Origin of the sequence: Haladaptatus sp. ZSTT2, from assembly GCF_037081775.1 — an archaeon.
GTDB lineage: Archaea > Halobacteriota > Halobacteria > Halobacteriales > Halococcaceae > QDMS2.
Map to the genome: position 1 here is coordinate 1,113,144 of NZ_JBAMHQ010000001.1, position 14,080 is coordinate 1,127,223.

Annotated in this window: 11 protein-coding genes; 6 read left to right on the plus strand and 5 right to left on the minus strand. The window is 60.7% G+C overall.

Annotation, left to right across the window (positions count from 1 at the left end; genetic code table 11):
* Positions 1-27: 27 nt before the first annotated feature.
* The 3 genes from glmS to V5N13_RS06200 all read right to left on the minus strand — a co-directional run bounded on the left by glmS (position 28) and on the right by V5N13_RS06200 (position 4,592).
* Positions 28-1,845 carry a glutamine--fructose-6-phosphate transaminase (isomerizing) gene (gene glmS, locus V5N13_RS06190; RefSeq protein ID WP_336360047.1) on the minus strand — a complete coding sequence of 606 codons (1,818 nt, stop codon included), beginning with the start codon at positions 1,843-1,845 and terminating at the stop codon, positions 28-30.
* Between the two features lie 310 nt (positions 1,846-2,155).
* Positions 2,156-3,559 (minus strand): helix-turn-helix transcriptional regulator, encoded by a 1,404-nt coding sequence (locus tag V5N13_RS06195; RefSeq protein ID WP_336360048.1) that lies wholly within the window; start codon positions 3,557-3,559, stop codon positions 2,156-2,158.
* 397 nt (positions 3,560-3,956) lie between these two features.
* On the minus strand, positions 3,957-4,592 hold the full coding sequence (locus V5N13_RS06200) for a DUF7344 domain-containing protein (protein WP_336360049.1): 636 nt from the start codon (positions 4,590-4,592) through the stop codon (positions 3,957-3,959).
* Positions 4,593-5,008: 416 nt separating this feature from the next.
* Here V5N13_RS06200 and V5N13_RS06205 point away from each other — a divergent pair, with 416 nt between their 5' ends.
* Genes V5N13_RS06205 through V5N13_RS06225 form a run of 5 tightly spaced genes read left to right on the plus strand, consistent with a single transcriptional unit; the run spans position 5,009 to position 11,288 of the window.
* Positions 5,009-6,358, plus strand: coding sequence for a nucleotide sugar dehydrogenase (locus V5N13_RS06205; RefSeq protein ID WP_332899988.1), 1,350 nt, complete (start codon positions 5,009-5,011; stop codon positions 6,356-6,358).
* Positions 6,359-6,360: 2 nt separating this feature from the next.
* Entirely contained in the window at positions 6,361-7,365 is a 1,005-nt protein-coding gene (locus V5N13_RS06210) for a glycosyltransferase family 2 protein (protein ID WP_336360050.1), read from the plus strand.
* Positions 7,365-8,384 carry a DUF354 domain-containing protein gene (locus V5N13_RS06215; protein WP_336360051.1) on the plus strand — a complete coding sequence of 340 codons (1,020 nt, stop codon included), beginning with the start codon at positions 7,365-7,367 and terminating at the stop codon, positions 8,382-8,384. The genes V5N13_RS06210 and V5N13_RS06215 overlap by 1 nt, the downstream gene beginning before the upstream one ends.
* Positions 8,381-9,310 carry a glycosyltransferase gene (locus V5N13_RS06220; protein ID WP_336360052.1) on the plus strand — a complete coding sequence of 310 codons (930 nt, stop codon included), beginning with the start codon at positions 8,381-8,383 and terminating at the stop codon, positions 9,308-9,310. The genes V5N13_RS06215 and V5N13_RS06220 overlap by 4 nt, the downstream gene beginning before the upstream one ends.
* Positions 9,303-11,288 carry a DUF2206 domain-containing protein gene (locus V5N13_RS06225; protein WP_336360053.1) on the plus strand — a complete coding sequence of 662 codons (1,986 nt, stop codon included), beginning with the start codon at positions 9,303-9,305 and terminating at the stop codon, positions 11,286-11,288. The genes V5N13_RS06220 and V5N13_RS06225 overlap by 8 nt, the downstream gene beginning before the upstream one ends.
* 14 nt (positions 11,289-11,302) lie before the next feature.
* Here V5N13_RS06225 and V5N13_RS06230 read toward each other — a convergent pair whose 3' ends face one another.
* Positions 11,303-12,343, minus strand: a complete 1,041-nt coding sequence (locus V5N13_RS06230; protein WP_336360054.1) for a hypothetical protein — start codon at positions 12,341-12,343, stop codon at positions 11,303-11,305.
* Between the two features lie 81 nt (positions 12,344-12,424).
* Between V5N13_RS06230 and V5N13_RS06235 the strand changes: the two genes are divergently transcribed.
* Positions 12,425-13,063 (plus strand): HAD family hydrolase, encoded by a 639-nt coding sequence (locus V5N13_RS06235; protein ID WP_336360055.1) that lies wholly within the window; start codon positions 12,425-12,427, stop codon positions 13,061-13,063.
* Here V5N13_RS06235 and V5N13_RS06240 read toward each other — a convergent pair whose 3' ends face one another.
* Positions 13,064-14,068: a glycosyltransferase family 2 protein gene (locus V5N13_RS06240; RefSeq protein WP_336360056.1), complete on the minus strand. Its 1,005-nt coding sequence runs from the start codon at positions 14,066-14,068 to the stop codon at positions 13,064-13,066.
* Positions 14,069-14,080: the final 12 nt, after the last annotated feature.

Here is a 14,080-nt window from a genome sequence, read left to right on the forward strand (position 1 = left end):
GTAGTCCCTCCTGAGAGCTTTTGCTGATTACTCGACCGTGACGCTCTTTGCTAGGTTCCGTGGCTTGTCGATAGACCGGTCTAACGTTGCGGCCATGTGGTAGGACAGCAGTTGGAGATGGACGTTAGAGAGGAGCGCCGAGAGTTTCGGATGGGTGTCAGGTACGGCGAGGTGGGCGTCTGCGACCTCGATTTCGGCGCTTGGCTCCTTTCCGACGGTGATGACCGGCGCGCCTCGGGCGGCTGCCTCTTCTGCGTTCTGAATCGTCTTCTCGTCTTTCTCACCGGTAAGGATGGCGAACACAGGCGTTTTGTCTGTGACGAGCGCGAGCGGGCCGTGTTTGAGTTCGCCTGCGGCGAAGCCCTCTGCGTGCTCGTAGGTGATCTCCTTGAACTTGAGCGCGCCTTCTAACGCCGTCGGGTGACCAAGGCCACGGCCGATGAAGAAGAACGACTCGTCGTCGACGTAGTCCGCCATGAGCTGTTCTGCGCGGGTGGTCTCTAACACCTGGTCGAGGTGACGTGGGAGTTCTTCGATGCCGCGAAGCAGCTCCTTGCGGTCTGCGGTTGGCTCGCCGCCGTCTACGTCTTCGAGGATGCGCTCTGCGAGGAGTGTGAGCGTGACGGCCTGCGAGGAGAACGTCTTGGTCGCGGCGACCCCAATCTCGGGGCCAGCGCGGATGAACAGCGCGTCGTCTGCCTCGCGGGCGGCCGACGAGCCGACGACGTTCGTCACCGCGAGCGTGCGGGCACCGCGCTCTTTGGCGAGGCGCAGCGCGCTCATCGTGTCTGCCGTCTCACCACTCTGGGTGACGGCGATGACGAGCGAGTCCTCCGTGAGGAGTTCTGACTGCCCGTTGTACTCGCTGCCGAGGAACGGCTGGGCGTGGACGCCGCCCTCTGAGAGCTGGTGTGCACCGTACATCGCAGCGTGATACGACGTGCCACACGCGACGAACTGGATGTGGTCTACGTCCGAGAACGCGCCTGCGGGGAAGTCTTCGAGCGTGACCTGCTCGTTTTCGACGTCCACGCGGCCTTTGATGGTCTTCGAGAGGGCCTCAGGCTGCGTGAAAATCTCCTTTTGCATGTAGTGGTCGTAGCCATCTTTCTCTGCGTCCTCTGCGTCCCAGTCGACCTCTTCTACGTCGCGCTCGATCGGGTTGCCTGCGAGGTCGGTTACTTCGACGCCGGCTTCGTTTACGATGACCACGTCGCCCTCTTCGACGAACATGACCTTGTCCGTGAAGTCGAGGAACGCCGGAACGTCGCTCGCGATGTAGTACTCGCCGTCGTTGAGGCCGACGACGAGCGGCGAACCCTGTCGGGCGGTGTAAATCTTCTTTTCGCCCTCGGGGAGCATGGCGATGGCGTAGCTGCCTTCGAGTTTCCGGATGGTCTGGCGGAACGCTTCGTCCGTCGTGAGACCGTCTGCTTTGAACTCCTCGATGAGGTGCGGGATGACTTCCGTGTCCGTCTGGCTCGTGAACGTGTGCCCCTTCGCCTTCAGCTCGTTACGCAGGGCTTCGTAGTTCTCGATGATGCCGTTGTGGACAACGGCGATGTCGCCCGTGCAGTCTTCGTGGGGGTGGGCGTTGTCTTGGGTTGGCTCGCCGTGAGTCGACCAGCGGGTGTGGCCAATGCCGACGTTGCCGTTCGGGGCGTTGTTCCCGATGAGGTTCTTCAGTTCCGAAATCTCACCAGCTTCTTTGCGGATTTTGATGCCCGTGCCGTTCTGGATGGCAATCCCGGCCGAATCGTACCCGCGATACTCTAAGTTTTCGAGGCCGGTCAGGATGTCGTCGAATGCATCGTCGCTGCCGATGCGGGCAATAATGCCACACATTATCCGACCCTCCCATCATGGGCTCGGACACGTGGCTGTCTCGACTGGGCTGTCAGAAGCTGCGGTGAGACATCGACCGCAGTCGTGGCGGAGGTTGGCTGTCGATTCATGGATGAATTGGATGAGTTCATTTGCATGGTTGGGTGGGGCCAGTGGGCGACCCTTGAACTACCCTTCCGACTATGCCTCCCTTACTATACACCGGCTAAGCGGCCGTTTATTTATCATCTAAGCTTACCACTCGCGGGCGTGAAAGAGGCTATACATGAACAACGATGGTATTCAGACCGCAAACAGTCTCCAAAAACAGTCAGTCTTCAAGCTGTGATTTTGCCGCATCGGGTTCGTGGCCCGAGAGCGTGACGATGTTGCCCCGCCCGATGCGGAAGCGGCTGATAGCGCCGTTTTCTTCCATCTTCGAGAGTTCGCGGCTGACTTTTGCCTTCGACCAGCCAGACTCGTCGACGATGTCCGTCTGTTTCATCTGCCCGCCACGCTGGGTGAGCAGCTGATTGATGAACGTATCCGGCGGCACAAGGTCTGCATCCGGGATGGACGGTTCGGTCGCCTCCACAGGCTCTGGGTCGGAACCGGTGTCTGCGGCTTCTGTTGGAACTGCCCGACTGAACGCGTCTTTGGACGCGCCGACCGGAATCACTTCTTCGCGTTGCCACCATGCGAGGCCAGCGATGCCGCCAAGGCCAAGCAGCGTGCCGGTTCCGAGCAACCAGACTGTGAGGCCGTTGAGTGGGTCCGTCCCCCAGTCAACCTCGGTGCGGTCTGACAGCCCGTCGCCGTCGGTATCGGCGATGAGCAGGTTCGTCCCGAGTTTCGCTTCCACGCCGTCGGTGAGTCCATCGCTGTCGGTGTCTGCGTTGAGTGGGTCTGAATCGGTCTTGGCTTCAGTGGCGTCGTCAAGCCCGTCACTGTCGGTGTCAACCCGCGTCGGGTCGGTGCCGAGCGACTGCTCTTCGCCGTCGGTCAGCCCGTCATTGTCAGTATCTGGGTCAAGCGGGTCGGTGACCTCTAACTCCTCGCCGTCGGTGACACCATCCCCGTCAGTGTCGGGGTTGAGCGGGTCCGTTCCGCGCTGGAGTTCGATGCCGTCGCGGGCACCGTCGTCGTCTGAATCGTCTTTGTTGGCGATGGTCTGGTACTGCGTGACCTCCTCGCCGTCAGTGAGGCCGTCTTGGTCCGTGTCAGAGGCGGTGTAGTCGAGCCCGAGCGTGACCTCTTTTTCGTTGGTCAGGCCGTCGTCGTCCTCATCGCCACCTCTCTGCATCACGTAAATCGAGATGGATTTGCTGTCGATGAGTTTGCGATCGAACGACTGGATGTTGTAGAGGTCGATTTTCAGGTCGTACGGCCCCGTCTTCTGGCCATTGAGGTTCGCCACCGACAGCGACACGCTTCCCGCAGCGTTCTGTGTTGATTTGTCTTTGCAGGCGAGTTCGGTCGTCGTGCCGTTGGTAGATTCGACTTGTGACAGACAGACTCGATAGCTCTGGATGTCCTGGCTCGGTGTAAAGGTCACGTTAATCGTCTGTGCATCCGCTTGCCAGACGTACGTCGTGCCGTTTTTCGTTTCGACGATTCCCGCGCCAGTGTGCGTTACGTCCGTGATGCCAGCGGCAGCGTCTTGTTGGTTGGTCGTGGCAACCGCACTCCCGGCAACGCTAGAGAACAGAACAGCACAGGCCACAAAAAGCAGCACTACGTATCGCACTGACTCAGTTTTCATACCCGGGCTGCCCTCCAGCGAAACAGCCTGCCCGCAGGCCGTCTCGACGCGGCGTCACCAACGAAAACCCGGCGCTCTTGGCGAACGTCAGACCCGTTCCAGAGTGCCGTGAATAGTGGTTCATTGTGTTTGTAATCTCGTCCACGCAACGGTGATTTTTGGCCCCTAAATGTACCGTCCCCACGGCGGAACCGTTTATTACTGGTTCAAAGGTGGTGAGAGGTTAATATATTTCGTCTGGAAGCCCCAACCGTCACAGATTACAGATGGTCTGTTTCTCGTATTAGTCTTTTGGAAAATATAAGGAAACACGAATGTAATGATTAGTAGATATGAAAACGAAGAAAGTCGGCGCGAAAACAGAGAGCAGTTACGCGATTCGGGCCATAACCGCCTGCCCCGCCGCACTCAGGGCGAACGCGGCAACGACGAGGACAACTATCGCAAACTGAGGAATAATCGAAGCCGGAATGAGGCCTGCAGAGGAGGCGAGCAGCGTGAGCGTGCTCAGCCCTGAGAGGCCGAGGTAGTAATCACTCCACTCGAACTCGTAGTCACCGAACGGTGCGGCGGACGACGTCGTTTCGACCGGGGCGGTGTCTGCCTCGGCTTCGGCTGCGAGCTGGGGGATGTCAATGTACTCACAGAGGTCTGCGACGTGGGGCGTCGTCTCGATGAGGCCGCGACTCTGGTTGTAGTTGATGACGCCGTCGTCGTCGAGCTTTGGGAGGTGGGTCTGGTAGAGGGCGATGTAGACGCGCTGGCGCTCGTCAGAGTGGAGTTGTTCGACCGTGGTGTCGTTTTCCCATGCTGCGACCTGCTCTGCCACGTCTCGCATCTCGACGGTGCCCGTCTGCTCGTTCAGGTACGCAAGGGCCATCCGTCGACGTTCGTTCTGGAGGAGGTGGAACGTGTTGTCTTTCGAGAGGGGAGCAACGGTCTCTGTGGGGTCGCCGCCGAATTCCGGAGAGAGAGCGGCGTCAGAGTTCTGGGGTTGGGTGCTCATGGTTACTCCACTCTATCAGCGGTTCCAAGATAAAGGGGGTCGGTGTTTGCAGTAGGTTACGTCGTGTTTCAAGCGTTTAATTCGGTTGTAAAACCGTTGTTAAGCGTTCAAAACCCCAGAATTCGACATTGCCTGTTTTTAACCGGCAAATATTGCATTTATCGTGCGCAGGGATGGCTTACGGAGGGGCAAAGCCGCGGCATCCTCTCACACGGTCAGCGACTTAGCTGCCGTATAATAAGGAGGTTAGCCAGTTGAGCGAAGTACAGAGCCCGATTGCTGGGGACAACCCGGCACGGGAGATCGAGAACCATGAAAGCAAAACAAAAACTCCTGGCCATTGTCGGTGTGGTCGGAATCGTACTCGCGATGAAACGCCTCAGCTCGTCCGAAGAGCCAACCACGGAGGCCGCAGCATGAACTCCACAATTGACGACCTCGAGATTCAACAGTCGGCCGCAACCCAAAGTGCGGACGTCACAGAGGGAGCGACCATCGCCGTCGTCGGTCTTGGCTACGTTGGCCTCCCGCTCGCCGTCGCGTTCGACCGCGCGGGCCACTCCGTCATCGGCTTCGACATCAGCGAGCAGAAAGTCGAAACCCTGAACGGCGGGACGGACACCACCGGTGACCTCGGTGACGCCGCCATCGCAGCGAGCGAAGTCGCGTTCACGACCGACCCAACGGCCATCAACGAAGCCGAATACGTCACGATTGCCGTGCCAACGCCAATCGACGACCTGAAAAATCCGAATTTGGACTTCGTCGAGAGCGCCGCGCGCACCGTTGGCAAGCACATGTCCACCGGCACGACCGTCGTGCTCGAATCGACCGTCTACCCCGGTGCGACCCGCGACGTCGTGATTCCCGCCCTCGAAGACGAGTCCGGCCTGCGAAACGGCGAGGACTTCTTCGTCGGCTACTCCCCAGAGCGCGCAACCCCCGGCGACGAAGAACACGGCCTCGCGCAGGTCGTGAAAATCGTCTCCGGCCAGAACGACGCCGTCTGTGACGACCTCGCAGACCTCTACGGCACCGTCGTGGACGCAGGCATCCACAAGGCCCCGTCCATCGAGACCGCAGAGGCCGCAAAAGCCGTCGAGAACGTCCAGCGTGACATCAACATCGCACTCGTAAACGAGCTGGCGATGATCTTCGACAAGATCGGCATCGACACCCACGCGGTGCTCGAAGCCGCCGGGACGAAGTGGAACTTCCACGACTACCGCCCCGGCCTCGTCGGCGGCCACTGCATCCCCGTTGACCCGTTCTTCCTCGCCTACCGCGCAGAACAGGAGGGCGTCTCGCCCGACCTGACGCTCACGGGCCGCGAGGTCAACGAGCGCATGCCCGCTCACGTCGCAAACCAGACCATCAAGGCGTTAAACGAGAGCGGCAAAGTCCTCAAAGACAGCCGCATCCTCATCCTCGGCCTCTCCTATAAGCCGGACGTCGCGGACATCCGCACCTCGAAGGTCACGGAAATTATCGGTGCCTTAGACGAGTACCAAATCGACATCGTCGGATTCGACCCACACGCAGACTCGGCGGCGATGCGCGACGCCTTCGGCATCGACATCCAGGACGAACTCGACTTCACCGACATCGACGGTGTCCTCCTCACGACCGGTCACACGGCGTTCAAGGACATCGACCTCGGTGACATGGTCGGCCAGATGACCGGCACCCCCGTGGTCGTGGACGTGGACAACTTCTTCGACCCAGCGGATGCGGCTGACAAGGAGTTCACCTTCCGGAGGGTCTGAGCATGTATCGGGGGCACACGGTCGGCGTTGTCGTGCCAGCGTACAATGAGGAAGGCTTCGTCGGTGACGTCATCGACGAGATTCCAGCGTACGTTGACCGCATCTACGCTGTCGATGACGCCTCCAGCGACGGAACCTGGACGGAGATTCGTGAGGCAGCAGCCCGCCTGAACCGCGCCGAAGCAGATACGGCGCGCGTCGCGGACGGCGGCCTCGCGTTCGACCGTCGTGTCGTCCCGATACAACACGAGATCAATCGGGGAGCCGGTGGCGCCCTCAAGACGGGCTACCGCCGCGCACTGGAAGACGGCGTTGACGTGACCTCCACGTTGGACGCCGACGGCCAGATGGACCCCGACCGACTCACCGACCTTCTCGATCCCATCGTTGCCGGAGAGGCAGACTATACGAAAGGAAACCGGCTCGCAGAGCCCGCGTTTCTGGACGCGATGCCTCGCTTCCGGCTAGTTGGAAACGTGATGCTCTCGTTTCTGACGAAAATTGCGAGTGGCTACTGGCAAATCGCCGATTCACAGAACGGCTACACCGCCATCAGCCACGACGCGTTAGAAGCCGTTGACATTCCGAGCCTCTACGAATACTACGGCTACTGCAACGAGCTTCTGGTGCGACTCAACATCCACGACATGCGGGTCGCTGACGTGGCGATGCCCGCAGAGTACGGCGACGAGGAGAGTTCCATCGACTACACCAGCTACATCCCAAAGGTATCTGGCATGTTGTTCCGGAACTTCCTCTCCCGGCTCAAAAAGAAGTACCTCGTGACAGGATTCCACCCGCTTGCGCTGTTTTACCTCGCGGGTCTCGGAACCCTCGGCCTCACGGGTATCTTCCTGCTCGCCACCCTCGTGACCCTGTTCACCGCAGGGTCTGCGCTCGTGGCGTTTGCCACGACCATCGTGACGGGGGTGTTCGCAACGCTGTTCATCCTGCTTGCGATTAGCTTCGACCACGCCGCAAACGAGCACCTGGAGGTGCCCGCCTGATGCGGGTGATGGTCACCATCCAACACCCGGCCCACGTCCACTTCTTCCGCCACGCAATCGCGGAGTTGGAGGACGAAGGCCACGAAGTCCACGTGTTTGCCCGCGACAAGGAGATGGCCCTCGACTTGCTCGACCGTTTCGACATTGAGCACGAGGTGCTCGCCGGAACAGGCAGCGGCCTCTCCCAGCTCGCCCGCGTGCAAGCCGTCTACGAGGCGCGTTTGCTCAAACGAGCCCGCGACATCGAGCCGGACGTCATCACCGCAATCGGCGGGGTGGCGGCGGCCCACGTCTCGCGGCTCGTCGGTGCGAAAAGTCTCGTGTTCTACGATACGGAACACGCGACCATCATCAAGGGGCTTGCCTACCCGTTCGCCCACCGCATCGCAACCCCCGACTGCTACCGCGACACGATTGGCCCCCACCAGCGACGCTACCCGAGCTATCACGAACTCGCCTACCTCCACCCCGACCGCTTCGAGGTGGACGAGTCGAAAGTGCCCGAAGTTGCGGAGACAGATGACAAACTGGTCGTCCTCCGGCTCATCGAGTGGGGCGCGTCTCACGACGTGGGCAAAGGTGGCTTCGACGACGTCGAAGAAGTCGTCTCGCGGCTCGAAGCCACGGGCGCAGAGGTCGTCATCACCGCAGAGGGCGACTTCCCGGACTCGCTGGCCGCAAAGCAGATTTCGGTGGCCCCCCACGAAATCCACCACCTGCTCGGCGCAGCCGACTTGTTCATCGGCGAGGGCGCGACGATGGCCGCCGAAAGTGCGGTGCTCGGCACACCCGCCGTTTACGTAAACTCCCTCACCATGGGCTACACAGACGAATTAGACGAGGAATACGGCCTCCTGTTCAACTGCAACGGCGAGAATCGCCACGAAAAGGCGCTCGAAACGGCCGTCTCGCTCCTCGAAGGCGACACCGACTGGGCGGCAAAACGCGAGACGCTGCTCGCAGACAAGGTCGATACGACCGATGTCATCCGCGAGCAGTTACGGGAGGTGACCGCATGAAGGCCCTCCAACTCGTCACGACCCCGCGCCCGTTTTTCGACCAGCAAGTCGCGGGCTTAGAATCCCGGGGCGTTTCTGCCCCGGTTCGCACGATGCCCCGTCCCGAAGACGGGGGTCGCGGTCCCCGAGAACTGCTTGAATACGTCCCCGACGTGCTCTCAGCCTCCCTCGGCGGTGCGGACGTGGTGCACGCGAACTTCGGCCTCACCGCCCCGTTCGCACTCGCTCAGCCGCGTCGCCCCGTCGTGATGACGTTCTGGGGCACCGACCTCATGGGGCCAACGTGGCTCCAGAAACTCTCAGAGCAGTGTGCCCGCTACGCCGACGCGGTGGTCGTTCCCTCGAAGACGCTCTCCGAGCGCCTTGATGTCGAGCACACCGTGATTCCCTTTGGCGTCGATACTGACCTATTCCGGCCAATCGACCGTGCCGAAGCGCGCGAGCACCTCGGCTGGGACGCAGACGAAACCGTGGTGCTGTTTCCGTACGACACCGACCGCGACGTGAAAGACTACCCGCGAGCGAAGCGCGTGGTCGACGCCGCGAACGGTGACATCACCCTCAAACCGATTTCAGGAGTTGACTACGACGAGATGCCGTACTATTTCAACGCAAGCGACCTCGTGCTCGTCACCTCGAAACGCGAGAGCGGGCCGATGGTCGTGAAAGAAGCCGCGGCGTGTAACGTGCCCGTGGTCTCGACCGACGTGGGATTCGCCCGCGACGTGCTCGAACCGGTGGCGAACAGCGTTGTCGGCCGAACTGACGACGAACTCACCGCTGGCATAGAGGCGGTTTCAGGCGCTGAGACGCGCTCTGATGGCCGCGACACCATCGACTGTCTCAGCATCGACGAGATGACCGACCGACTGCTCTCGGTGTATCACGACGTGACCTGCCCGATGGCGGAGGTGTGCCATGGGTAGACTCAAGCGAATGTTGGCCTACCGCCACTTCGACAGGGACGCCGCCATCCTCGGCTTGCTGCTGGCGATTGCGCTGTTCCCGCTGCGCTTTTTCGCCTCCCAGATTTATATCAAGACGATTCCGCTCGTCCTCGGGACGGCGTGTATCCTCTACCTACTGACGCTGCGCTTCGAAGGCGGCGACACGGCGGGCCACCCGACGTTACCGGTTGGCCTGTCACGCATCCTCCCGAGTATTGTCTTCACCGGCATCGCGGGACTCATCATGATTGCCTCGCTCGGCGGCGGACGCGTCTCGGTGTTCTTCGACGTGTCGAGCATCATCGGCGTGCTCATCCTGTTTCAGATACTGTTCGCGCCGGACGAAGACATTCGGCCACGGTGGGTGCTCGCCCAAATCGTTGCGTTCGCCGTCGTCCTCCGGCTCTCGGCGCTGTTCACCTCGCCGGGCTACATCGGCATCGACATCTGGACGCACATGGAGCAGCTCGCGCGGCCGATTTACGAACAGCGCAGTCTGTCGGCGATTTCCGGTGACAAACACTACGCTGCGCCGTTTTTCCACCTGCTCGTAGTCGGCGTCGCCATCCTGCTTGAGGTGTCGCTACGCGACGCGCTCTACCTCTCACTCGGACTGGCGATGCCGTTTGCGGTGTTGCTCATCTACTCGACGACGCGCCTGCTCGTCGCCACCCGGTGGGCGCTGTTCGCCGCCGCCATCTACGGCGTCGGTGACTACGTGCTCGAATGGGGGATTCACCTCATTCCGACGAGCCACGGTCTCCTGATGTTCCTCGCCGTGCTCTACGCGATGGTGCGGGTGATGCAGACCGAACACGAACTCAAGGACCTCGTGTTGCTGTTGTTCTTCAGCATCGCGCTCATCCTCACCCACCAGGTGTCGTCGTTCATCATGATGGTGGTCGTTGGCTCTGCGGTGGTCGCCCAAATCATTCTGCGCCTTGACCTGTTCAAGCCCGACGCCGTCCGCCCCGATGCCGTGAGCTTCACTCCCGCGGTGAACCTCTCTGGCCTCCTCGTGTTCGACGCTGGCTTCATCACGTTCATGTGGTCGTTCACCCCGTATCGCGGGAATTCGTTCCTTGAGACGGTGTTGAACTACCTGACGAGAACCCTCGCAGACACCGCCGGATTCCTGAATCTCGCAAGTGGGAGTGGGGCGGGAAGCTCTGCCGGCGCAGGGTCCGGCCCGACGCTCGTCGAACAAATCGCGCTCTATGTGGACACGATTGGCTTCCTCCTCTTGCTGTTTATCGCAATCGTCGGGTGTCTCTACATCCTCCGCCGGGAGCGCTCTCGCCACTCGGTGTTCACCCTGCTCATCGCGAGCGTCATCATGCTCGTGTTCGTGCTCGGCCTGCCGATGTTCGGGATTCGTAACTTCATCCCACAGCGCTGGTTCGCGTTCCTCTACGCGCCGCTCGCGATTATGGGCGCAATCGGCGTCCGGCACATGTCCTTTAACCTCTATCCAAAGGTCGTGGTCGCCGTCATGCTCATCTTCGTCCTCATCTTCCCGGGGATGATGGTTATGTCGAGCCACGGGGCGATTGACAACCCGGTCTTCGACCAAGACCGTGCCCGACTCAGCTACACCGAACAGGAACTCGATGCCGTCTACACGGTTGGGGCGATGACCGGCCGTCCGGACTCAGAGGAGATTCGACCCAATGAGGTGATCTACACGGACCATCCGTACCAGACGGTGTTCTTCCGGTCTGATACCTACATGGCCGACGCGGCCGTCGTGAACGATACCGGCCCCGTCACCCATGACGTGGTGATGTATCGCGCGGCCCAGAACGAGGAAGCGACGTTCTTCCAGAACTATCCGGAAGGCAGCAACGTGAGTGTGGCGAAAATCCGTAACATTCCACAAGACCGCCTCTGTCGCGTCGGCATGGATAACCTCTACTCGAACGGCGACGTGGTGCTCTGTTCGAACGGGGCTATCTGACCGCAGATTCGTTTCTACGGTTCCTGCGTGAACCAGTAATCAAGCGCGTAGTACTCACCGTTGACTTCGAAATAGAAGTGTTTCTCCGGGCCGCGTTGGCCCGCCTCGGTGAGTCTATTGAGCAGGTGCCTGGTGATAAGCGTCGCCTCGTTGGTATCCTGAATTTTGAGATGGCCGTCTTCGAGCAGTGTTGCCAGGTGGACTTGTTCTTCTTTTAATAACGAGTCGGTGTCGATGTGGGAGACGAACTCTTCGGGAAGAGAAAACTCCGAGCGCGACGATGATTTCTTCGTAACCGAATACCGGTAGTGTGGGTATTTCGTGGCGTACCTCGCCACCTTGCTTGAGACGCGCCATACCTCGTCTTTGTACTCGACGTGAAACGAACCTGATTGCGTGTACACAGAGTCGCGTACTGCCTGATGCGAGTCGAATTCGTACCAGAAGATCATCGAGCCACAGCGTACTTCATCGAATATCGAATCAAATTCTGACGTAACTGACTGGTCTATTGTCGAAAGCGAGGAAAATGGGATGGCTTCGCTGCGAGCGTGCTCGCGCTCTACATCAGAGCTGTCGGGACACGTCGTGACGGCAGTGAAGGTAATCTCGTATTCGAGTGGCTTTGGGTCACCGAGTTCCTCGCGGTCGATGCGGTAGTACGTCTCGTCAGTTTCGACGAACGTGACTCGGCCGAGACTCGACCGCTCCGTGGACGTGACTTCGAGCGTCTCGCTTTCGAGCACCTCTGTGACCAGCGCCTGTGTCCTGCTGTCGAAGGCACCCACCCGCCAAAACAGCGATTCGAGAATACGAGAGTCAGACCGTGGTGTGGCCGACATGTGGAGCCAGACAGGCTCCGGCGTCTGCGTTTGTGTCGTCGTTTGCGGCATCGTCGGTTGCGTCTCGGTGGGTTCGTCCGTTGGAATGGGAGCTGGCGTCACGGTCGTTGCCGCGTCGTCGTCACCAGTGTCGCGGGCGGCACAGCCTGCAAGGCCAGTCGAGAGGGTGAGCGCCCCGGCTTTCAAGAGCCGGCGGCGGGAGAGCGGAGTCAAGAATGTTAATTCGTTTACACCTGAAAATGAGTTTTCTGTCTGTGGGATACTGTTTTCCCCGCGCCCGAGAGACACCCCGACATGGAGAAAGCCCTCTACTTCGACCTCGACGGCACGCTACTGCGGTACGGCAACTACCAAGCCATCGTGAAAGAAGCGTTCGAGGAAGTGGTCGGGCGTTGTGACCCCGCGTGGCACGAGATTCGACACACTGCCTTCTTCGACGCGTTCGAGGCATTCGACCCGAACCCCTACGAGGTGGGGATGGCCGCCGTGGTCGAGCACGCGAACCTCGACGTGTCGCCAGAAACGCTCGCGGAAGCGTGGCTGGAAGCTGAACTTGCGGGAACCGAACCCACGCCCGCAGCCCACGACTTGCTCTCGGAGTTGGCAGGCGAGTACCAACTCGGCGTGCTCACGAACGGCGTCACCCATGTCCAGAAACGCAAACTCGCCCACCACGGCCTCGACGACTACTTCGATACCATCCTCTGCTCCTACGACGTGGACGCACACAAGCCCGACCCGAGGATGTTCGAGGTGGCAAAAGAGCGACTCAGCGCGGATGCGTACGTCATGGTTGGCGACGACCGCGATGCGGATATGCGCCCGGCTGTCGAGACGGGTTTCATGCCGATTTACGTAAACGAGGGCGCAGAACTGCCGGTTGAAGTGCGCGGCCTCTCAGGGCTCGCCGCGCTCGCGGGGCTGTTCGGGTAGTTAGTTTTCGGGGTCTGCGTTCGACCCACCGGTGAGGAGGACGAACAACAGGCCGAGGACGGCGACGAGGCCGACACCGGCGGCGAGGACGGCCTTGCCCTGTCCGTTCTCGCGGATGCCGTTTTGGGTCGCCCACAGAATGCCAGGGTAGTGGCGGGCGCGGGCGTTCGACCGGACGAAGTACTGGAGACCGGTCATGAGGTTGCCCTCGTTGAGGTAGAGTTTGGCGAGCACGAGGTTGTGGCTGCCGCGCACGTCGTGGCCTTTTGCCTCTAAGTCGTCGACCACGTCAGCGAATTTTTCAAGATATTTCTCGTCTGCCTCGCGGACGATGTCCGCGGGCGGGTCGCCCGATTCGTGGCGGACCACGAGCGGTTCTGCGACGTGGGCGAGTTTCCCCTCGCGCAGGACGCGCATCAGGAACTCGGGGTCTTGGAAGCGTCGGAAGGTGGTGTCGAAGCCCTCGATTTTCCGCGCCACGTCCGTCCGAACCATGAGCGTCGAACCCGCGCTCGTGTGCAGCCGGTCTGCGAGTACCTCTTCTACGAGTTCGTCGCCCCCTTCGGTCGGGGTTTCGGGGTCGGATTTCGACAGGAATGAGGCGGCGAGCGAGCGCATCGGGCCGCTCGTTCCCTTCGTCTTCATGTCCACGTCACAGTAGACCGCCACCCAGCCGTCGCCTTTCGATTCGAGATAGTCCACCTGTCGCTCGAGTTTGAGCGGGAGCCACTCGTCGTCCGAGTCGAGGAAGGCGACGTATTCGCCTTCTGCGTGCTCGATGCCGGTGTTTCGCGCGGCGGGTGCGCCCTGATTTTCCTCGTGTTCGATGAACTTCACGCGGTCGTCGTCGTAACCGGTGACGACCTCCTTCGTGTCGTCCGTCGAGCCATCGTCCACGACGAGCAGTTCGAAGTCGTCGTAGGTCTGGGCGAGGACGCTATCGATGGCGTGGGTCACCTCTTCGCTGCGATTGTAGGTTGGAATGACGACGCTTACGGTGGGCATCAGTGAGAGAAC